Origin of the sequence: Serinicoccus chungangensis, assembly GCF_006337125.1 — a bacterium.
Classification (GTDB): Bacteria; Actinomycetota; Actinomycetes; order Actinomycetales; family Dermatophilaceae; genus Ornithinicoccus; species Ornithinicoccus chungangensis.
The window spans coordinates 1,223,627-1,242,955 of record NZ_CP040887.1; the positions used below are offsets into that span (position 1 = coordinate 1,223,627).

Here is a 19,329-nt window from a genome sequence, read left to right on the forward strand (position 1 = left end):
AGAACACCTGTTCGGACAACACAAGAGGTGACCGGGCCTGTCGCCCCGAGCCTGTGGGTCGAAAAGGGGGCCGGTAGGGGAGCCGGGGTGTGCAGTCTGGCTCGGGCCGAGCCGTCCGAGATGCGATCGTCGCTCCCGGCCGTAATGGCGGACCGAGAGCAAGGGCCGGGAAGGGCGCCGGAGGTGCAGCCTGGACCGAGTGTGCAGTCCGGCTCGGGCGGCGCCGCCCCTCCCTCAGCCGTGCGCCAGCTGCTCCACGACCCCCGCCAGGAGAGCGGTCTGCCGGGCGATCCCGCTGACGAGGATGTGCTCGTGCCGCGCGTGCGGACCGGCGCCGATCCCGCCGAGCCCGTCCAGCACGGGCAGGCCGAGGGCGGCGACGAAGTTGCCGTCGCTCGCCCCACCCACGGGTCGGTCGCCGACCTCGACCCCGAGGTCGGCGCCAGCCGCGCGGACGAGCGCCAGCAGCCGGTCGGTGTGGGCCGTGGGGTTCATCGGAGGCCTGTTGCGGTCGATGACCACCTCGAGCCGGCACCGCTCGTCCACCACCTCGAGCGCCTCCAGCGCCCGCACCACCCGCTCCTCCTCGGCCGGGTCCTGGATGCGCACGTCCACCTCGCAGGTCGCCCGACCTGCGACGACGTTGCGCCCGGTGCCGCCGCTGATCGTGCCGACGTTGACCGTGGTCTGCCGCTCCGGGTCGGCGAGCGCCGCGAGCAGCGGCACCTGACGGGCCAGCTCGTGCACGGCACTCGCCCCCGCGTCCGGGTCGAGACCGGCGTGCGACTCCACCCCGTGCACCGTGACGTCCGCGAACACCATCCCCTTGCGCCGCGTCTTGACCGACCCGCCGGCGCTGGGCTCGGTGATGAGGGTCACCAGGGCGTCGCGTGCGGCCGCCTCGAGGTGCGGGCGCCCGGCACGCGACCCGATCTCCTCGTCCGGGGTCAGCAGGAGCCGGACGTCCGGGTGCGGCACGCCGAGCTCGCGCAGGGCCAGCACCATCCAGACCGTCTGCACGATCCCCACCTTCATGTCGAGCACGCCGGGCCCGGTCAGGACGTCGTCGTCGCGCCTCAGCGGCCAGTCCGCCAGCGTCCCCTCGGGCCAGACGGTGTCGTAGTGCGCCAGCGACAGCACCTGCCCGGCACCCCGGTCACCCGCCCAGGTGAGGTCGAGGACGTCCCCGAGGTCGCCCCCGTCGTGCCGTGCGCGCCGCGCCGGCTCGCCCAGTCGACCGACGAGGTATGCCTCGATCCGGGGCAGCGCCGCGTCCAGCAGGTCCCGGCGCCGGCTCGGCGTCTCCAGCGACACCAGCAGGTCCAGGTCGGCCAGGGCCTCCTCGAGCCGCGCCTCGACGAAGTCCCGGACGGCGCTCGCGTGCGTGGTCGGCATACCCTCACCGTATGTCGCCGACCACCACCCTCCTGGACCGGACCGAGCACGCCGACCTGCGCGCGTCGCTGCACGACCTCTACCGCCACCTGCACTCCCACCCGGAGCTGTCGATGCAGGAGGAGGCGACGGCGACCCTCGTGGAGGAGCGGATGAGCGCTCTGGGCTACGACGTCTTCCGGTGCGGCGGGACCGGTGTCGTGGCGACCCTGCGCAACGGGGAGGGCCCGGTGGTGGGCTTCCGCGCCGACACCGACGCGCTGCCGGTCGAGGAGGACACCGGTCTGGACTACGCCTCCACCGCCCGGGGCACCCTCCCGGACGGCACCGACGTCCCCGTCATGCACGCCTGCGGCCACGACATGCACGTCACCGCGGCCATCGGTGCGGCCACGCTGCTCGCCCAGGACCGCTCGTCCTGGGCCGGCACCGTCGTCTTCCTCTTCCAACCGGGGGAGGAGACGGCGCAGGGGGCCGCGGCCATGCTCGATGACGGTCTGTGGGACCGCGCCCCGCGGCCCGAGGTGATCTACGGCCAGCACGTCTGGCCCGGCGTCTCCGGGACCGTCGACATGACGCCCGGCCCGGCCATGACCTTCTCCGACGCGTGGAGGGTGACGGTGAAGGGTCGCGGGGGCCACGGGTCGCAGCCCGAGTCGACGATCGACCCCGTCGTGCTGGCCGCGCACATGATCGTGCGGATCCAGAGCCTCAAGAGCCGCGAGGTGCCGGCCCAGAAGGCCGCCGTCATCACCATCGCCACGATCCACGCCGGGCTGAAGGAGAACATCATCCCGGCGACGGCCGAGTTCACCGTCAACATGCGCAACCTCGACGCCGACGTGCGCGACCACCTGCTCGGTGCGCTGCGCCGGGTCATCCTGGCCGAGGCGATGGCCTCGGACGCGCCGGAGCCGGAGATCGAGGAGATCTACACCTTCCCCCTGCTGGTCAACGACGAGGAGGAGACGGCACGGGTGATGGACGTGCTGCGCGGCGCCCTCGGCCAGGAGCAGGTCTCGCAGATCCCCGCGGTGATGGGCAGCGAGGACTTCGGTGCGCTCCCGGACGCGATCGAGGTGCCGGGCGTCTACTGGTTCTTCGGGGGTCTGACCCGGGAGGAGGTCGAGGGGGAGGGGCCCACGGTCACCAACCACTCGCCGCACTTCGGCCCGCAGCTCGAGCCCACCCTGGGCGTCGGGGTGACCGCCGCGCACGCGGCGCTGACGGCCCGGCTGGTCCGGCGCGGCAGCGACTGACACGGGGCGTAGCGTGGCCGTGTCCTGACCCGAGGCGAGGAGACGCCGTGCCGACCGACGAACCGACGCACACGACCGAGCGCACCGACGGACCCGGGGCCGCCGACCGCCGGGTGCTCGTGCTCTCCAACTCCGCCGCGGGATCCTCCGACGAGGAGCTCGTCGAGCGGGTGTGCCGGGTCCTGGAGGCGAGCAGCGCCGACGGTGTCGAGGTCGTGACGCCTGCCGACGACAAGGAGTATGCCGCGGCCGTCGCCTCGGCGGTCGGCCGCGACGTCGTCGTCATGGGCGGGGACGGCTCGGTCCACCGCCTCCTGCAGTCGGTGCACGACCAGGACCTGCTGGGCCGGGTCGGCGCGGTCGGCGTGGTGCCGCTCGGCACCGGGAACGACCTCGCCAGGGGCGCCGAGATCCCGCTGGACCCGGAGCAGGCCGCCCGGGTGGCGGTGGCCGGCGTCCGGACCGGGCGCGGCCTCCTCGTGGACGACGAGGGCTCGGTCGTGGTCAACGTCGTGCACGCCGGGGTGGCGGCGGAGGCGACGGCCCACGCGGGGGAGGTCAAGGGCGTGCTCGGCAAGGCGGCCTACGGCTGGGGCGCCCTGCGGGCCGGGCTGACCTCCCGCGGCTGGCACCTGCGGGTGACGGTCGACGGGGAGGGCATCGCCGACGACGAGCGGCCCGAGCTCATGGTGACCCTGGCCCTGGGCCGCTCGGTGGGTGGCGGCACCCCGGTGGCCCCGCACGCCCGCGCCGGCGACGGACAGGTCGAGGTGGTCGTGGCGCACGGCGTGTCGCCGTGGGCGCGGGTGCGCTTCGCGCTGGACCTGCGCAAGGGCAGGCACACCCTGCGCGAGGACGTCACCCTCACCTCGGGGCGGGAGGTCGTCGTGACCGCCGACCGCGAGGTCGACGCCTTCCGGATCAACACCGACGGCGAGGTCGAGGACCAGCGGGTCATGCGCCGCTCCTGGCGGCTGCTGGACCAGGGCTGGACGCTGCGCGTGCCGGAGGGGTCGCAGGGGGCCGTCGGCTGACGGCTCCGGACGCCGACGCACCCGCACCTGCCCCGACGAGTCCGCAGACGGCGCGTGCTCAGCCCTCCGGGACCGCCTCGGGCTCGGCATACCCGAAGAGCTCGCCGTCGGCGAGCGCGTCGCGGTCGTTGCCGTACGTCGGGAGCCCGCCGGCCTGACGGAGCAGGTGCGCGGTGTGCATGAGGTTCCAGCTCATGATCGTGGCGTTGCGGCGGGTGAAGTCGTTGTCGAAGCCGACCGGTCGCCCGCCGTCCTGCGGGTCGCCGTAGGACGGCCCGGGCCCGATCTCGCCGAGCCATCCGCAGTCGGCCTGGGGCGGGATGACGAGACCGAGGTGCTGCAGGGCGAAGAGCAGCGACATCGAGGTGTGCTTGACGCCGTCCTCGTTGCCGGTGATGACGGCCCCGCCGACCTTGCCGTAGAAGATGGACTGACCCCGGTCGTTGAGCATCCCGGACATCGCGTAGAGGCGCTCGACGACCCTGCGGCACACCGAGGACTCCTCACCCAGCCAGAGCGGCGTGCCGATGACGAGGATGTCCGCGGCCTCGACGCGCGGCCACAGCTCGGGCCAGTCGTCGTGGTCCCAGCCGTGCTCGCGCATGTCGGGCTGGACGCCCGGGGCGATCCGGTGGTCGACGGCGTGCAGGCGGTCGACCTCCACCCCGGCGCCGGCCATGAGGTGGTCCACCACGTCGAGCAGCCGCCCGGTGTGCGACGTACCCGCGTCCGGCGTGAGCGAGCAGTTGACGAGCAGGGCGCGCAGCCCCTGGTAGTCCGGTGCCTCCATGGTGGTCCTCCTGGTCGGGCCGACGTGGTCCGACCAGCCTGCCACGGCCCGGGTCCGACGGCGCGCGGAGGCCACCTGCCGGTCGTCCGTGCCGCGAGACGGACCCCGACGTAGGGTGAGCGGACCACGCTCTCAACGAGGAGGCACCCATGCCGCACACCCCGATGTCCCGCCGATCTCTGCTCGGATGGGGCAGCCTGGCCGCCCTGGGGGCGACCGTGACCGGCGCCGGCTCGGCGCAGGCCGACGCGACGTTCCCCACCCCCGGCAAGGAGACCCCCCTCGCCGCCATCCGCTCCTACGGCGACATGGTCACCCAGCTGGAGCGGCTCGCGAGCAGCAGCCGCTACCCCGTCACCGTGCGGACGCTCTCGCAGATCGGCACGGCCGAGTCCCTCAGCGAGCAGGGCCGGGAGCTCTACGTCGCGACGGTCGGCACCGGCGACACGCCGGTCTGGGTGCAGGGTCGCATCCACGGCAACGAGCCCTACGGCCTCGACTCGACCATGACCGTCCTCCAGAGCCTCGCGACGAGCGGCCGGCGTGAGTGGCAGCAGATCCGGGACGAGTTCACGGTCCACGTCATCCCCTGCTACAACCCGGACGGCTCGGAGGCCAACATCCGCGAGACGATCCTCTGGGACCGCGCCACGGACTCGCCGCGGCTGGACGCCGGTGGCAACCAGCAGCGGGTGGACCTCAACCGCGACTGGGCGCCGGACCGCTTCGTGGCCCGCGAGTCGCTCGCGTGGTACGAGTACTGGGCCAGGGTGCAGCCCGCCTACGCCCTCGACATCCACCACCAGGGCCTCAAGACGGACCGGGAGACCGGGGACGCCATCACCTTCTCGCTCGGCATCTCGCTGGCTCCCGGCGGTCCGACCCTGCCGGGCGTCGAGGGCGGGCTGTACGACGTCCAGACCCGGCAGATGCAGAGCCACGTCTGGCTGGAGACCGACCGCTACGGCTTCATCAGCACCGACAAGTACGACGTCGGCTACGGCACCGTCATCGACATCCGCGGCGGTGTCGTGTCGGCGATGATGCTGGGGCTGAACTACGGCGGGATGAACCCGGGCGGGCACTCCAACCCGGCCGTCTTCTTCGAGACCTCCGGCAACACCCGCGACGGCAACATCGGCCACAAGGCACGCGGCAAGATGGTCCGCCAGAACGTCCTCGGCCTGACCGCCTGGCTGGACGGGCTGGCCAGCGGTGAGATCTTCGACGTCGACCCGACCGTCTGGGACGACCAGATCCCGGGCACCCCCGTGCTGCAGTACTTCACCGACTGGGGTGGCATCATCCCCGCATGAGGATCGCCTTCGTCGGACTCGGGGTCATGGGTGCGCCCATGGCCGCCCACCTGCAACGCGCCGGCCACGAGGTCCGCGGTGTCAACCGCAGCCCGGGCAAGGGCGCCGAGCTCGTGGAGGCCGGTGGCACGACCGTGGACACGCTGCCCGCCGCCCTGGAGGGCGCCGAGGCGGTCTGCCTCATGCTGCCGGACGGGCCCGACGTCGAGACGGTGATGGGCGGCGACGACGGCGTGCTCGCCCGGGCGGCGGCCGGGACCCTGGTCGTGGACTTCTCCACGATCTCCCCGGCCGTCGCCCGGCGGGTCGCCGCGCAGGCGGCGGACCGGGGTATGCCGATGGTCGACGCCCCCGTCTCCGGCGGCCAGGCGGGCGCCCGGGAGGCCCGGCTGTCCGTCATGGTCGGCGGCGAGGAGGACGCGGTCGAGCGCGCCCGTCCGCTGCTGGAGGTCGTCGGCGCCACGGTCGTCCACGTCGGGCCCCCGGGGGCGGGCCAGGTCGTCAAGGCCGCCAACCAGGTCGTCGTCGCGGGCAACATCCAGGTCCTCTCCGAGGCGGTCGTGCTGCTGGAGAGCCAGGGCATCGCGCTGGCCGAGGCGCTCGACGTGCTCGCCGGCGGCCTCGCCGGCTCCGCGGTGCTGGCGCAGAAGCGGGACAACCTCGTGCGCCGCAGCTTCGAGCCGGGGTTCCGCATGGAGCTGCACGACAAGGACCTGCGCATCGCCGAGGGCCTCGCCAGGGACTCCGGCCTCGACCTGCCGGTCGCCCGCGTCGTCGCCGACCTCGTGGCGCAGGCGCTGGAGCAGGGGGACGCCGCCCTGGACCACTCGGCCCTCATCCGCGGGCTGGACCGACGCACCGAGGGAGGCTCCCGATGAGTCGGGCAGGCACGTCCGAGCGGCCCGTCCGGGTCGCGGTGATCCCCGGTGACGGCATCGGGACCGAGGTCATGGAGCCCACCCTCGGGATCCTCGAGGCCGTGGGGGAGCGGCACGGTCTCACCTTCGAGTGGCAGCACCACGACTGGAGCTGCGAGCACTACACCCGGACCGGGCGGATGATGCCGGAGGACGGGCTGGACCGGCTCGCGCAGGTCGACCAGATCCTCCTGGGTGCCGTCGGCTACCCCGGCGTCCCGGACCACGTGTCGCTCTGGGGCCTGCTCATCCCCATCCGCCGCACCTTCGAGCAGTACGTCAACCTCCGTCCGGTCCGGCTCCTGCCGGGGATAGAGTCGCCGCTGCGGCTGCGGGAGGGCACGTCCATCGACTTCGTCGTCGTGCGGGAGAACAACGAGGGGGAGTACTCCGAGGTCGGCGGCCGGATGTACCGCGGCACGCCGCACGAGCTCGCCGTCCAGGAGTCGGTTTTCACCCGTCGCGGGGTGGAGCGGGTGGCAAGGTATGCCCTCACCCTCGCCGCGGGGCGCGGCGGCACCCTCGCCTCCGCCACCAAGTCCAACGGCATCATCCACACCATGCCCTTCTGGGACGAGGTCGTCCGGGAGACGGCGGCCGACTTCCCGCAGGTGGAGGTCCGGGACTACCACATCGACGCGCTGTCGGCGATGTTCGTCCTCGACCCGGGACGCTTCGACGTCGTGGTCGCCTCCAACCTCTTCGGCGACATCCTCACCGACCTCGGGGCGGCCATCATCGGCAGCATCGGGATCGCGCCCTCGGCCAACCTCAACCCCGAGGGCGTGCACCCCTCGATGTTCGAGCCGGTGCACGGCTCCGCCCCGGACATCGCCGGTCAGGGGGTGGCCAACCCGCTCGGCCAGCTCTGGGCGGCCTCGATGATGCTGGACCACCTCGGTCACCCGGACGCCGCGGCGGAGGTCGTCGCCGGCATCGAGGCCAGCCTGAACTCCGGCGTGCGCACCCCGGACCTGGGTGGCACGGCGTCGACGACGGAGGTGGCGCTGGCCGTCCGTCGCCACGTCACCGGGCTCGACGCCGCCGGGTGACGGCGCTCCCCGGCGCCCGGCTCAGGCCGGAGCGGTGGTGACCGGGGCCGCCACCCCGCCGGTGGACTCGCGGTGGTGCAGCGTCCACGGGACGACGGGGTGCTCCGGCGGTGCCGACCACCCCTCGATGCGGCGGACCAGCAGGTCGAGGACGCTGCGGGTGAGCACCTCGAGGTCGGGGGAGATCGTCGTGAGCGACGGCGCGTGGAAACGGCCCTCGGCGATGTCGTCGAAGCCGGCGACCGCGATGTCGTCGGGGACGCGCACGTCCGCCTCGTAGCACGCGCGCAGGGCCCCCACGGCCAGCAGGTCGTTGAAGGCGAAGACGGCGTCCGGGCGACGGTCCGCGGGAAGGTCGAGCAGCTGACGCATACCGTGGTACCCCTCCTCCCGGCCGAACCCGTCGACGGTGACCGTGCGGTCGTCGGGGAGCTCGAGACCCTGGTCGTGCAGGGCCTCGACGAAGCCCTCCAGCCGCACCGACGCCGTCCCCTCCCGGGTCTGCCGGCCGATGGCCGCGGGCCGGCGTCGACCGAGCGCCAGGAGGTGCTCGCCCACCGCCCGGGAGGCGGCCACCGAGTCGACGGCGACGTGGTCGAACTGCGTCGGTGTCCGTCGCTCACCCAGCAGGACCAGCGGGATGTCGTCGGTCCGCGCGGCGATCTCCTCGGCCGACAGGGCCAGCGGGCTGAAGATGACCCCGTCGACCATGTGGGCGCGCATGCCGGACAGCACGAGCCGCTCCTCGTCGGGGTCCGCGCCGGTGACGTCGAGCAGCAGCAGGAAGCCGCGGCTGGTCGCCTCGTCGGACAACCGGGCGGCGAGCTCGGAGAAGTAGGGCGAGTCGAGCTGGGGGACCGCGAGCGTGATGAACCCGCCGCGACCGTGCTTGAGCTGCCGGGCGGCGAGGTTGGGGCGGTAGCCGAGCTCGGTCAGCGACGCCTGCACGCGCTCGCGCATGTCGCTGCTGACGTGAGGGTGGTCGTTGACGACGTTGGAGACGGTCTTCACCGAGACCCCGGCGTGCTGCGCGACGTCCTTGAGTCTGACCGGCATGCAGCCATGGTAGGGGTAGGGCTGCCGTCGACACGCCGCGCGAGAGATCTCTTTACAACGTTGCACACGCACGGCATAATCCTGGGTGAACCACGATGGTTATCCGTTGTAAACGAGGACAAGGACGTCTCATGAGCTCGACGACCTGGGCGACGTCGTGGCCCTGCCGGGGGCCCTCGACGCGCTGCGCGCGCTCGGCGACCGGGCCGCGGTGGTGACCTCGGCCGACCAGGCCCTGGCCTCGGCGCGGCTGCGGGCCGCCGGCCTGCCCGAGCCCGCGGTGCTGGTCTGCGCCGACGACGTGGCCCGGGGCAAGCCTGATCCGGAGCCGTACCTCGAGGCGGCCGCGAGGCTGGGCGTGGACCCGGCGCGTTGCCTCGTGGTGGAGGACTCCGCGGCCGGCCTGCGCTCCGGCCGCGCGGCGGGTGCCGCGACGCTGGCGCTGCTCACCACCACCCCGCGGGAGCAGCTCGGCGACGCCGACCTCGTCGTGCCCGACCTCTCCTGGGTGCGCCTGGGCGTCGACGCCGAGGGGGCGTGGGTCAGCACGCGCGCGTGAGCGGTCGCCACCCGCGCGTGAGCGGGACGGCGCTCGGCGCCGTGGGCCGTCACGACGGGCCGACGAGGGCGGTGCCCACCGCCTGGCCGACCGAGACCGCGAGGAACAGCCACGCCGTGGCCCGCCCCGCGTCCTCGGGTCGCAGCACCCGGCCCCAGAGGATGAGCGTCCCGGTCAACGCCATGGAGGCGGCGCCGAAGAGGACCAGGCCCAGCACCGCCGGCCCCGGGTGGGTGGTCCCCGACACCAGGGCGGTGGCCAGCAGGACCCCGGCCGAGCAGGCGAGGAAGGCCAGGAGCGGGCTGGTGAGCTCGACGACCCGGCCCGCGACGACCCCCATCAGCCCACCGGCCCCGACGGCCACCCAGAGCCAGCCGACCTGGTCGGTGCCGAGGCCGGTGCCCTGCACCACCACGGAGGGGCCGTAGGTCCAGACGTAGGCCGAGACGCCCCCCGCCGCGGCGGCGAGCAGCCAGGGGAGGGCCATCGTGCGGGCGGCCCGGGGGAGGCCGCCGACACGTGCGGCGGTCCCGGGTCCGACGTCGGGGCTCGGCGGGGCCAGCGCACGGACGGCCCACCCGGCGCCGACGCAGACGACGGCGACCATCACCCACGGGGTGACGACCGCGCTGGTCAGGAGCACCACGGTGCCGACGACCACCAGGCCCACGGGGTCCCGGAGTTCACCGCGGCCTGGGTCAGGCCGGACCGCTCGGTCGGCACGGCGCGGTCCAGGAGCGGGACCAGGGCCGGCGAGGCGAGCCCTGCCCCCGCCCCGGCGACGAAGGCCGCGACGGTGAAGGTGGCGGAGGTCTGCGCGAGCATGAGGCCGAGGGCTCCGGCCCCGGCCACCACCCCCGCGGCCAGCGCCACGTGCCGGGCCCGGGTCCTGGCCAGACGGCCCCCGACGAGGACGGCGAGGCAGTAGGACGCGAACTGCGCGGTGCCCGCGGGGCGCAGCGCCCCGTCGAGGCCCGGGCGCGCCGCGGCCATCTGCGGGTGCAGCAGGCCGACGCCGAAGCGGGCCATGCCGTAGGTGCCGGCGATGAGGGCCACGCCGGCGAGGACCAGCGCGAGCGGCGACCGGGTGGTCGGCGCCGGAGAGAAGTGTAACGATCGTTTCAGCATGAAACGCACGTTACACTAGGTCGATGGGCAAGGAGCAGACGCGCACCCGGATCCTCGACGCGGCCGAGTCCCTCTTCTTCACGGAGGGCATCGCGGTCACCGGGGTGGACCGGGTGGCCTCCGCCGCCGGGGTCTCGGTCGTCACCCTCTACGCCCACATGGGCAGCAAGGACGGCCTGCTGGCCGAGGTCCTGCAGCGTCGGCTCGACGACTGGAGGTCCGTCTGGCAGGAGCAGGTCGAGGCCGCCGCGGGGCCGCAGGAGCGGGTGCTCGCCGTCTTCGACGCCGTCACGGCCTTCCGGGCCCGGTCCTCGGCGGCCCAGTGGTGCTCCTTCCTGGCGACCGCCTCGGAGCGCCCGGAGACGCGGGGGGAGGGCGAGGACCGCGCCCTCGACCTGGTCGACGCGGACACCGCGGGGCTGGTCGGGCGGCTGCGGGAGCTGGCCGCCGGGGTCGACCCGGAGCGGGTCGAGGAGGTCGTCGACACCGTCCTGCTCCTCTACAACGGCGTCCTGGCCAGCCTCCTGCGCGGCGTCCCGCAGGACCCGGCCGTGCGGGCCGCGCAGGTGGCGAGGGCCGCGCTGGGGTGGGGTCGCACGGACTGAGCGGGCGGGCACGCCGCCGGCGGGTGACGATGGCGGGCATGGCTCGCGACATCGACATCGCCCTCTTCGGCGCCACCGGCTTCGTCGGCCGGCTGGTCGCCGAGCACCTCGTGCAGGCCGCCCCCGAGGGGGTCGTCGTCGGTCTGGCCGGGCGCTCGCCGGAGCGGCTGGAGCAGCTGCGCGACGGCCTGGGCCCCCGGGCCCGGGGTGGCCGCTGCTGGTCGCCGACTCCGGCGACCCCGGCACCCTCCGGGCGCTCGCCGGACGGTCGCGCGTCGTCCTCAGCACGGTCGGCCCCTACCAGCGGCACGGCATACCCGTGGTCGAGGCCTGCGCCGACGCGGGCACCGACTACGGCGACCTCACCGGCGAGGTGCTCTTCGTCCGCGAGGTGGTCGAGCGTTTCCACGAGCGGGCCCGGGAGACCGGGGCCCGGATCGTCGTGTCCTGCGGCTTCGACGCGGTGCCCTCCGACCTCGGGGTGCACCTGCTCCACCGGGCGGCGCGGGCCGACGGTGCCGGCGGCCTGACCGACACCACCCTGTGGGTGCGTGAGGGCCGGGGAGGCGTCAGTGGCGGCACGGTCGACTCGCTGCGGGTCCAGCTGCGGCGCACCCGCGAGGACCCCGCCCTCCGCCGGGTGGTCCGCGACCCGTTCGCCCTGAGCGGCGGGCACCGCGGCGCGGCCGGGCAACGGGAGCACTGGCGCCCCTTCGTGGAGGAGCGCAGCGGTCGGTGGGCGGCGCCGTTCGTCATGGCGCCCTACAACACCCGGGTCGTGCGCCGCTCCGACGCGCTGCTCGGCAGCGCCTACGGCCCGCGCTTCCGCTACCGCGAGCTCGTCGGCACCGGCCCGGGCGCGCGCGGCGCGCTGCGGGCGCACGCCCTGGTCGCCGCGCTTGGTGGGGTCACGCGGGCGATGACGGTGCGCGGCCTGGACCCGATCGTGGACCGTCTCCTGCCCTCGCCCGGGGAGGGCCCCGGGCGCGCGCGCCGCGAGGCGGGGTCGTTCCGCACCGAGACGACGACCACGACCGAGGACGGCTCGAGGTATGCCGCGACCGTCGCCGCCCAGGGGGACCCGGGGTATGCCGCCACGTCCGTGCTCCTGGGGCAGTCGGCGCTCGTGCTGCTCGCGACCCGTGGCGCGGCCGGCCGCGGGGGTGGGGTGCTCACGCCCGCGGTGGCGCTCGGGGACGACCTCGTCGAGGCGCTGCGGGGCCAGGGCTTCACGCTGGACGTGCGACGGCTGGACGGCCCCGCTCCGGGCGACCGCTGACCCCAGGCCTCTCCGGTAGCCTCTCGAGCACGTGCGCCGCCGGCGCCTGGGTGCGGGAGGGACGATGAAGGTTTCCAGGGTGGTCGCCGTGGCGCTCGCCGGGGCGGTGCTGCTGGCCGCGTGCGACGGGGACGCCGACCCGGGGGCGGACGCCCCGGCACCCACGGCGGGGGAGGCCGCGGCCGCGACGACGGGCCCGGACGACGCGGTCACCACCACGGCGCCGCCGGGCTCCTCGGCCGTGCCGGAGCTGGTGCCGGTCGCGTGGCCGGACGCCCCGCGCGAGCTGACCGAGGTCGAGCAGGAGTTCCTGTACGCCCCCGGCCCCTACGCCGGCGAGGCCTACGACGAGGAGGCGGCCTACCAGGCGGTGCTGGCGATGGAGCCGGGCAGCGCCGCGGAGTGGCAGCGGGCCATCCAGTCCCAGGTGCAGGGTGACTACGCCGAGGACGTCCAGGCCGCCATCCTCTTCGACCCGAGCCTGTCGGAGGTCTCGGACGGACCGACGCAAGGCGAGGCGCCGGAGGTCGAGGCCGTCGGCAGCAACCACTTCGCCGTCGTGCTGGACGCCAGCGGCTCGATGTCGGCGCAGGGCCGGGGAGGGACCCGGATGACGGAGGCCACGTCGGCGATCGCGGACTTCGCCGACACCCTGCCCGAGGGATCGACGCTGAGCCTGCGGATCTTCGGCCAGGAGGGCGACAACACCGACGCCGGCAAGGCCGAGTCGTGCGCCTCCAGCGAGGTCGTGTTCGAGGGCGATGCCGCAGGGCAGGGCCTCCAGCAGGCCCTGGCGCAGGTGCAGCCGGTGGGGTGGACCCCGCTCGCGCGGGCGGTCACCGCATCGGCCGCGGACATCCCCGAGGACGCCAGCGACGGGATCGTGTATGTCGTGACGGACGGTCTGGAGTCCTGCGGGGGCGACCCGGTCCAGGCGGCCGAGGACCTGGCCGGGTCCGGCATCGAGCCGGTCGTCAACGTCATCGGCTTCGAGGTCGGCGACGCCGACCAGCAGGCGCTGCGCGCGATGGCCGAGGCGGGGGGCGGTGAGTTCACCGACGTCGGCTCCGGAGCGGACCTGGAGGAGTACTGGGCGCAGGAGTACTCCCGGATGATGGACGCCTGGAGCGAGTGGCGGCGGGCCGAGCTCGAGCGGGTCCAGGACGAGGGCCGGGCGTCGATGGCGGAGGCCAGCGAGGTCGGGCAGCGGCTCATGGACGGTGCGCAGGACGAGGGGGAGCGGGCGATGGACCTCGCCTCCCGCCTGCAGGACGAGGAGGTCGTCGACCGCGCCACCGGCAACGAGGTCTGGCGGTGGGCGCTGGACCGCAAGAACGAGATGTGGCGCTGGGCGCTGGACCGCAAGAACTCCAACTGGCGGGCGGCCTACCGCGAGCAGACCCGCACGTGGCGGGAGGTCTACGACGAGGGCAGCGCCCGGTGGTCGGAGTACTACCGGCAGCAGCGTGGCGACTGAGCGCGACGCGGAGGCGGACGGGGTGACGGAGGGCGGGACGCCGCTCGACGACGAGCGCTGGCTGGTCGTGCGTGGCCGTCGCTGGCGCCGGCAGGACCCGTCGCTGCCCGAGGACGTGGCGCAGCGTCTGCTCTCGCACCTGGGTCGTGGCCGGTCCGGAGTGCGCGCGCTCCGGGGCGCCGGCGAGGACCCGGCTCCCGCGCGGCGGCGGGTCGACCTGGCCAAGCACGGGCTGGGGGAGCGGGGCGAGCCGTGGTGGTACCAGGGCCCTGACCAGCGCCACGAGCGCTGGGAGACGGCGCTGCGCGAGCTGGACGCGCTGGACCGCCCGGGCGACGAGGAGGGTGCCGGTCCGGACGACCCGGCGTCGTGACGCCGGGTCAGTGCCGGCCGCAGAGCCAGGCGAGGAAGCCCGGTCGGGCGGGCACGGCGGCGGCCACCGAGCCGTGCTGCGCCGCTGTCATCGCGGCCTGCTCGGCCTCGCGGGCCGCGGTGGCGGCATACTCCGCCTGGGCCCCGGCCACGTAGCCCTCCGGGGTGGCGAAGGGGATCTCGGCGGCGCCGACGTCCCCGCTGCGCAGGTCCACCTGCTCGCTGAGGTAGCGCAGGCCCACGACGAAGGTGGCGGCGAAGGGCACCGCGAGGAAGGCGCCGATGATGCCGAAGAGGGTGCTGCCGCCGGCGACGGCGAGCAGCACGATGCCGGGATGCATCTGCATGCTGCGGCCCTGCAGCATGGGCTGCAGCACGTTGCCCTCGATCTGCTGGACCGCCAGCACGATGACCAGGACGATCAGCGCGCTGGTGACCCCCTGGGTGACGAGCGCGACGAGCACGGCGATACCCCCGGCGACGACCGCGCCGACGATGGGGATGAAGCCACCGAGGAAGGTCAGCACCGCCAGGGTGAGGGCCAGCGGCACCTGCAGGACGAGCAGCCCGATGCCGATGAGCACGGCGTCGACGGCGCTGACGATGGCCTGGGTGCGGATGAAGCCGCCGAGCGTGCTCCACATCCGGGTCAGCGCCTCGGTGAGGTGCCGACCGACCGTCCGGCCGGTGGTGCGCCGCACCCACGGGAGGAACTGGGGGCCGTCCTTGAGGAAGAAGAAGAGCAGGACCAGCATGAGGGCCAGGGTGACCAGCGCCGACCCCACCGCGCCGAGCCCGGACGCCACCGCGCCGGCGGCCTCGCTGCTGCGCTCCTGGATCCAGGAGACGGCGGAGGTGACGTACTCGTCCACCTGCGCGTCGTCCAGGTTGAGCGGCGGCCCGCTGATCCAGCTGCGCACCTGGCCGACACCCTCGCCGGCCTGGTCGAAGATCTGCTGGGACTGCCCGGCGATGGACGGCACGAGGCCGGCGACGACGCCGGCGAGGAGGGCCAGCGACAGCAGCAGGGTGAGGATGGTCGACAGGCTGGACGGGAGACCGATGCGGCGGCCGAGCTGCACGACCGGGGCCAGGACCGTCGCGACGATGAGGGCGAGCAGGATCGGCAGGACGCCGAACCAGACCTTCTCGAGGACCCACCACAGCAGCCAGAGGGCCGCCGCCACGATGATGACCCGCAGCGACCAGGCCGTGACGAAGCGGAACCCGTCGCCGATGACCCGCATCCGGTCGACCCCGACGTTGGTGGTCGGCGCCGGGGGGCCGGCGGGCCGCGGGGACGACCCGGGCACGGTGGGGGGCCGGTGGCCCGGCTCGTCGGCCGGCTCCTCCGCCCTCACGTCGAGCGAGGCGGCGATACGGGCCTCGTGGGGCAGGTCGTGGATCGGCATGTCTGGCAGCATAGGCGCCCGCCGACCACCGCTCTCAGCGACCGGCCCCCAGCATGTTGGCCCCGAAGTAGGCGCCCAGCTCCTGCGTCGCGGTGAGCGGGAGGATCGCCGAGACGTACTGGTCGGGGCGGACGACCACCACCACGCCGTCGCGGGACAGCCCGCGCTCGACGAAGATGTCGGTCTCCGTCCAGGCGTTCGGCGCGGCGGCGAAGACCTTCTCCCAGTCGGTGAGGTCCAGCGGCCCGCTGCGGGGGAGGAACACCTCGGGGACCCGGCCGAGGTCGACGTCCTCGTAGCCCTGCTGGTAGACGACCTTGACGTCGAAGACGGCGTCGGGATCGGCGCCCTCGGGGGTGAAGCGCGCGACCGGCGACTCCGGCGAGGCCATCCACGAGGCCCAGTCGGAGAGCGCCGAGGGCTCGCCGGCGGCCGGGGCGTCGGCGAAGGCGTAGATCCGCCACCGCCCGTCCGCCCGTGCGTGGTGGCCGAGGTGCACGGCGTTGCCGTCGCAGACCCGGACCACCTCGGCGGACTTGAGGCGCTTGCCCAGCGGGAACCCCTCGGCGAGGTCCTGGTGGCCGGTGTCGGAGACGAGCGTGGAGGGCGCGTACTCGGTCATGAAGCCGGAGGGGAACTCGGCGGTCCCGAGGTAGAAGGTGGCCAGCTCGGAGGGGTCGGAGATGTCCTGCGGCTTGCGGGCCATGAGCGAGGACCACTCGCGGTCGAAGTCGATGAGCTGCTGCGCGACCGGCTGCCGCTCGGCCGAGTAGGTGGCGAGCAGCGAGTCCGGGCTGAGCCCGGTGAGCACGTGACCCAGCTTCCAGCCGAGGTTGAAGCCGTCCTGCATCGAGACGTTCATGCCCTGGCCGGCCTTGGCGCTGTGCGTGTGGCAGGCGTCGCCGGTGAGGAACACCCGTGGCGCCCGGTCCGAGCCCTCCGGCACGTCGTCGAACTTGTCGGTCACCCGGTGGCCGACCTCGTAGACGCTGTGCCAGGCGACCTCCTTCACGTCGATGGAGTAGGGGTGCAGGATCTCGTTGGCCCGCCGGATGATGTCCTCGATCGGCGTGCGGCGGATGGCGTGGTCGGGGTCCTCGGGCGACTCGCCCAGGTCGATGTACATCCGGCTGAGGTAGCCGCCCTCCCGGGGGATGTGCAGGATGTTGCCGGCCTCGGCGTTGATGGCGCACTTGGTGCGCCAGTCGGGGAAGTCGGTGTTGACCAGCACGTCCATCACGCCCCACGCGTGGGCCGCGGACTGCCCGGTGTGCCGCCGCCCGATGGCCTCGCGCACCCCGCTGCGTGCGCCGTCGCAGCCTACGACATACCTCGCGCGGATCGTGCGCTCCTCGCCCTCCCGGTCACCGGCGACGTGCCGGACCCTGACCTCGACGGGGTGGTCGCCCTCCTCGTGCACCGTGAGCCCGAGGAACGCGACGCCGTAGTCCGGGACGATCCGGCCGGGTCCGTGGCGTGCGGCCTCGGCGAAGTAGTCGAGCACCCGCGCCTGGTTGACGATGAGGTGGGGGAACTCGCTGATCTTCAGCCCGTAGTCCTCGGTCCGGGCGGTGCGGACGATGTTCTCCGGGTGCTCCGGGTCGGGACCCCAGAAGTTCATGTAGGCGATGTTGTAGGCCTCGGCGACGATCCGCTCGGCGAACCCGAAGGCCTGGAAGGTCTCGACGCTGCGCGGCTGGATGCCGTCCGCCTGGCCCAGCGGCAGCCGTCCGTCGCGGCGCTCGATGATGCGGGTGGACACCTGGGGGAACTGCGAGAGCTGGGCGGCGAGGAGCATGCCGGCCGGGCCGGAGCCGACGAGCAGCACGTCGGTGGTGTCCGGGAGCTCGGTGGGTCGGTCCACCCCGGTGCCGGCGGCCTCCTGGACGCGCGGGTCGCCGGACACGTAGCCGTGGTGGTGGAACTGCATGCTGGTGACTCCTTCGTCGACCGGGGACGGCGGGCTGCGCTGCGCGGACCGGGTCAGCATCGCACGGTCCGTCAGGGCGGGCGCGGACACCGGGGAGCGTGCCGACCGTGGTCCCCTTCGGCCCGGCCGCGGACTCGGGCTACGGTCTAGCCATGATGATGAGCGAAGGAGCTCCGACGTCGGCCGGCCCCGGTGCGGACGGCTCCCAGGACCTCGCCCCACGAGACGACCAGGACCCGCGGTTCGCCGCGCTGCCGTGCCGGCCCGGGAAGATCATCGCCGTGCACCTCAGCTACGGCTCGCGGGCCGACCAGCGTGGACGGCGCCCCGAGGCTCCGTCCTACTTCCTCAAGCCGTCCAGCTCGGTGGCCGCCTCCTCGAGCACGGTGGAGCGACCGCCGGGGACCGAGCTGCTCGCCTTCGAGGGCGAGGTGGCGCTGGTCATCGGCCGGCCGGCCCGCCAGGTCTCCGAGCAGGACGCGTGGTCGCACGTCGGCTGGGTGACGGCCGCGAACGACCTCGGGCTCTACGACCTGCGGGCCGCCGACAAGGGGTCCAACACCCGCTCCAAGGGCCGGGACGGCTACACCCCGGTCGGTCCGGCGCTCGTGGACGCGCGCACCGTCGACCCGGCCGGCCTGCGGGTGCGGACCTGGGTGAACGGCGACCTCGTCCAGGACGACACCACCGCCGGGCTCCTGTTCTCCCTGCCGCAGATCGTCGCCGACCTCGCGCAGCACCTCACGCTGGAGACCGGTGACGTCATCCTCACGGGGACCCCGGCCGGCTCCTCGGTCGTCGTCCCGGGCGACGTGGTCGAGGTCGAGGTGGACGCCCCCACCGCCGACGGCACCCCCACCAGCGGGCGCCTCGTCACCACCGTCGTCCAGGGGGAGGGGGACTTCGACCCGGACCTCGGCTCCCTGCCCTCGGTGGACGACACGCAGCGCGCGGAGGCGTGGGGGTCACGGGAGGCGGCCGGTCTGCCGACCGAGGGCACCGACGCCGGGGAGACCGACCGCCGGTCCGGGCGCCCCGGACTGCCGGCCGACCTGCGGGCGAAGCTCGAGCAGGTGCCGGTCGCCGGGCTCTCGCAGCAGCTGCGCCAGCGCGGCCTCGACAACGTGACGATCGACGGCGTGCGCCCCCTGCACCCCGGGGCCAAGCTGGTCGGCGTCGCCCGGACCCTGCGCTTCGTGCCCAACCGGGAGGACCTCTTCCGCAGCCACGGCGGGGGCTACAACGCCCAGAAGCGTGTCTTCGACGCCGTCGGTGAGGGAGAGGTGATCGTCATCGAGGCCCGCGGGGAGGCCGGGTCCGGGACGCTCGGCGACATCCTCGCGATCCGGGCCCACGCCAACGGCGCCGCCGGCATCGTCACCGACGGCGGGGTGCGTGACCACGACGCGGTCGCCGCGGTCGGCATCCCCGTCTACAGCGCCGGTGCCCACCCCGCCGTCCTGGGGCGCCGGCACGTGCCGTGGGACCACGACCTCACCATCGCCTGCGGCGGGACCACCGTGCAGCCCGGCGACATCCTCGTCGGCGACGCCGACGGGGTCGTCGTCATCCCACCGGGCCTGGCCGAGGAGGTCGCCGACGCCGCCCTGGCCAAGGAGTCCGAGGACGCCTGGATCGCCGAGCGGGTGGCCGAGGGCCACCCCGTCGACGGGCTCTTCCCCATGGACGCCGGGTGGCGGGCGAGGTACGACACGTGGCTCGGCGAGCAGGGCTGAGCCGTGGATGAC

18 protein-coding genes are annotated in these 19,329 nt (G+C 74.2%); 11 read left to right on the forward strand and 7 right to left on the reverse strand.

Translation table 11 applies throughout. The features are described from left to right. Positions 1 to 234: 234 nt before the first annotated feature. Positions 235 to 1,395, reverse strand: coding sequence for a M20 family metallopeptidase (locus FHD63_RS05465; RefSeq protein ID WP_139720776.1), 1,161 nt, complete (start codon positions 1,393 to 1,395; stop codon positions 235 to 237). Positions 1,396 to 1,406: 11 nt separating this feature from the next. On the opposite strand from FHD63_RS05465, the gene FHD63_RS05470 reads away from it, so the two are divergent. Then, positions 1,407 to 2,654, forward strand: coding sequence for an amidohydrolase (locus tag FHD63_RS05470; protein WP_139720778.1), 1,248 nt, complete (start codon positions 1,407 to 1,409; stop codon positions 2,652 to 2,654). A gap of 47 nt (positions 2,655 to 2,701) precedes the next feature. Then, the gene (locus FHD63_RS15940) at positions 2,702 to 3,688 is read left to right on the forward strand and encodes a diacylglycerol/lipid kinase family protein (protein WP_158296712.1); all 987 of its coding nucleotides are present in this window, start codon (positions 2,702 to 2,704) and stop codon (positions 3,686 to 3,688) included. A gap of 58 nt (positions 3,689 to 3,746) precedes the next feature. Here the strand turns inward: FHD63_RS15940 and FHD63_RS05480 are convergent, their stop codons facing one another. After that, entirely contained in the window at positions 3,747 to 4,478 is a 732-nt protein-coding gene (locus FHD63_RS05480; RefSeq protein ID WP_139720780.1) for a flavodoxin family protein, read from the reverse strand. 149 nt (positions 4,479 to 4,627) lie between these two features. On the opposite strand from FHD63_RS05480, the gene FHD63_RS05485 reads away from it, so the two are divergent. From FHD63_RS05485 to FHD63_RS05495, 3 genes are read left to right on the forward strand one after another with little or no spacing between them, the layout of a single operon-like run. Next, a complete protein-coding gene (locus tag FHD63_RS05485) occupies positions 4,628 to 5,794 on the forward strand; it encodes a M14 family zinc carboxypeptidase (protein WP_139720782.1) in 1,167 nt (388 codons plus the stop codon). Continuing rightward, entirely contained in the window at positions 5,791 to 6,672 is an 882-nt protein-coding gene (locus FHD63_RS05490; protein WP_139720784.1) for an NAD(P)-dependent oxidoreductase, read from the forward strand. Before FHD63_RS05485 ends, FHD63_RS05490 begins: the two co-directional genes overlap by 4 nt. After that, positions 6,669 to 7,763: a tartrate dehydrogenase gene (locus tag FHD63_RS05495; protein ID WP_139720786.1), complete on the forward strand. Its 1,095-nt coding sequence runs from the start codon at positions 6,669 to 6,671 to the stop codon at positions 7,761 to 7,763. Before FHD63_RS05490 ends, FHD63_RS05495 begins: the two co-directional genes overlap by 4 nt. Before the next feature lie 21 nt (positions 7,764 to 7,784). On the opposite strand, the gene FHD63_RS05500 is transcribed toward FHD63_RS05495, so the two are convergent. Further along, positions 7,785 to 8,819 carry a LacI family DNA-binding transcriptional regulator gene (locus FHD63_RS05500; RefSeq protein ID WP_139720788.1) on the reverse strand — a complete coding sequence of 345 codons (1,035 nt, stop codon included), beginning with the start codon at positions 8,817 to 8,819 and terminating at the stop codon, positions 7,785 to 7,787. A 157-nt stretch (positions 8,820 to 8,976) separates the two neighbouring features. On the opposite strand from FHD63_RS05500, the gene FHD63_RS05505 reads away from it, so the two are divergent. Further along, positions 8,977 to 9,378, forward strand: coding sequence for an HAD-IA family hydrolase (locus FHD63_RS05505; RefSeq protein WP_238705780.1), 402 nt, complete (start codon positions 8,977 to 8,979; stop codon positions 9,376 to 9,378). Between the two features lie 49 nt (positions 9,379 to 9,427). On the opposite strand, the gene FHD63_RS05510 is transcribed toward FHD63_RS05505, so the two are convergent. Beyond that, positions 9,428 to 10,039, reverse strand: coding sequence for an MFS transporter (locus tag FHD63_RS05510; RefSeq protein ID WP_139720792.1), 612 nt, complete (start codon positions 10,037 to 10,039; stop codon positions 9,428 to 9,430). Next, complete coding sequence (locus tag FHD63_RS05515) at positions 10,012 to 10,506, reverse strand: hypothetical protein (RefSeq protein ID WP_139720794.1); 495 nt, start codon at positions 10,504 to 10,506, stop codon at positions 10,012 to 10,014. The genes FHD63_RS05510 and FHD63_RS05515 overlap by 28 nt, the downstream gene beginning before the upstream one ends. A 23-nt stretch (positions 10,507 to 10,529) precedes the next feature. Here FHD63_RS05515 and FHD63_RS05520 point away from each other — a divergent pair, with 23 nt between their 5' ends. The 4 genes from FHD63_RS05520 (at position 10,530) to FHD63_RS05535 (ending at position 14,240) form a co-directional block, all read left to right on the forward strand. Continuing rightward, positions 10,530 to 11,111 (forward strand): TetR/AcrR family transcriptional regulator, encoded by a 582-nt coding sequence (locus FHD63_RS05520; protein WP_139720796.1) that lies wholly within the window; start codon positions 10,530 to 10,532, stop codon positions 11,109 to 11,111. Positions 11,112 to 11,430: 319 nt separating this feature from the next. Next, positions 11,431 to 12,390 (forward strand): saccharopine dehydrogenase family protein, encoded by a 960-nt coding sequence (locus tag FHD63_RS05525; protein ID WP_338056426.1) that lies wholly within the window; start codon positions 11,431 to 11,433, stop codon positions 12,388 to 12,390. Between the two features lie 64 nt (positions 12,391 to 12,454). Continuing rightward, the gene (locus tag FHD63_RS05530; RefSeq protein ID WP_139720798.1) at positions 12,455 to 13,867 is read left to right on the forward strand and encodes a vWA domain-containing protein; all 1,413 of its coding nucleotides are present in this window, start codon (positions 12,455 to 12,457) and stop codon (positions 13,865 to 13,867) included. Next, positions 13,857 to 14,240: a 2-polyprenylphenol hydroxylase gene (locus tag FHD63_RS05535; protein WP_338056427.1), complete on the forward strand. Its 384-nt coding sequence runs from the start codon at positions 13,857 to 13,859 to the stop codon at positions 14,238 to 14,240. The genes FHD63_RS05530 and FHD63_RS05535 overlap by 11 nt, the downstream gene beginning before the upstream one ends. A gap of 7 nt (positions 14,241 to 14,247) precedes the next feature. On the opposite strand, the gene FHD63_RS05540 is transcribed toward FHD63_RS05535, so the two are convergent. Further along, on the reverse strand, positions 14,248 to 15,651 hold the full coding sequence (locus tag FHD63_RS05540; RefSeq protein WP_139720800.1) for an AI-2E family transporter: 1,404 nt from the start codon (positions 15,649 to 15,651) through the stop codon (positions 14,248 to 14,250). 34 nt (positions 15,652 to 15,685) lie between these two features. After that, the gene (locus FHD63_RS05545; protein ID WP_139720802.1) at positions 15,686 to 17,581 is read right to left on the reverse strand and encodes an FAD-binding monooxygenase; all 1,896 of its coding nucleotides are present in this window, start codon (positions 17,579 to 17,581) and stop codon (positions 15,686 to 15,688) included. A gap of 158 nt (positions 17,582 to 17,739) precedes the next feature. Between FHD63_RS05545 and FHD63_RS05550 the strand changes: the two genes are divergently transcribed. Continuing rightward, positions 17,740 to 19,317, forward strand: coding sequence for a fumarylacetoacetate hydrolase family protein (locus FHD63_RS05550; protein WP_139723002.1), 1,578 nt, complete (start codon positions 17,740 to 17,742; stop codon positions 19,315 to 19,317). The last annotated feature ends 12 nt before the right edge of the window (positions 19,318 to 19,329 follow it).

Excerpts from the sequence above, each read along its gene's own strand:
- FHD63_RS05465 (WP_139720776.1), bottom strand. The coding sequence starts at position 1,395 with ATGCCGACCACGCACGCGAGCGCCGTCCGGGACTTCGTCGAGGCGCGG.
- FHD63_RS05545 (WP_139720802.1), bottom strand. The coding sequence starts at position 17,581 with ATGCAGTTCCACCACCACGGCTACGTGTCCGGCGACCCGCGCGTCCAG.
- FHD63_RS05485 (WP_139720782.1), top strand. The coding sequence starts at position 4,628 with ATGCCGCACACCCCGATGTCCCGCCGATCTCTGCTCGGATGGGGCAGC.
- FHD63_RS05515 (WP_139720794.1), bottom strand. The coding sequence starts at position 10,506 with ATGCTGAAACGATCGTTACACTTCTCTCCGGCGCCGACCACCCGGTCG.
- FHD63_RS05530 (WP_139720798.1), top strand. The coding sequence starts at position 12,455 with ATGAAGGTTTCCAGGGTGGTCGCCGTGGCGCTCGCCGGGGCGGTGCTG.
- FHD63_RS05495 (WP_139720786.1), top strand. The coding sequence starts at position 6,669 with ATGAGTCGGGCAGGCACGTCCGAGCGGCCCGTCCGGGTCGCGGTGATC.
- FHD63_RS05500 (WP_139720788.1), bottom strand. The coding sequence starts at position 8,819 with ATGCCGGTCAGACTCAAGGACGTCGCGCAGCACGCCGGGGTCTCGGTG.
- FHD63_RS05470 (WP_139720778.1), top strand. The coding sequence starts at position 1,407 with ATGTCGCCGACCACCACCCTCCTGGACCGGACCGAGCACGCCGACCTG.
- FHD63_RS05490 (WP_139720784.1), top strand. The coding sequence starts at position 5,791 with ATGAGGATCGCCTTCGTCGGACTCGGGGTCATGGGTGCGCCCATGGCC.
- FHD63_RS05520 (WP_139720796.1), top strand. The coding sequence starts at position 10,530 with ATGGGCAAGGAGCAGACGCGCACCCGGATCCTCGACGCGGCCGAGTCC.
- FHD63_RS05480 (WP_139720780.1), bottom strand. The coding sequence starts at position 4,478 with ATGGAGGCACCGGACTACCAGGGGCTGCGCGCCCTGCTCGTCAACTGC.
- FHD63_RS05540 (WP_139720800.1), bottom strand. The coding sequence starts at position 15,651 with ATGCCGATCCACGACCTGCCCCACGAGGCCCGTATCGCCGCCTCGCTC.
- FHD63_RS05550 (WP_139723002.1), top strand. The coding sequence starts at position 17,740 with ATGAGCGAAGGAGCTCCGACGTCGGCCGGCCCCGGTGCGGACGGCTCC.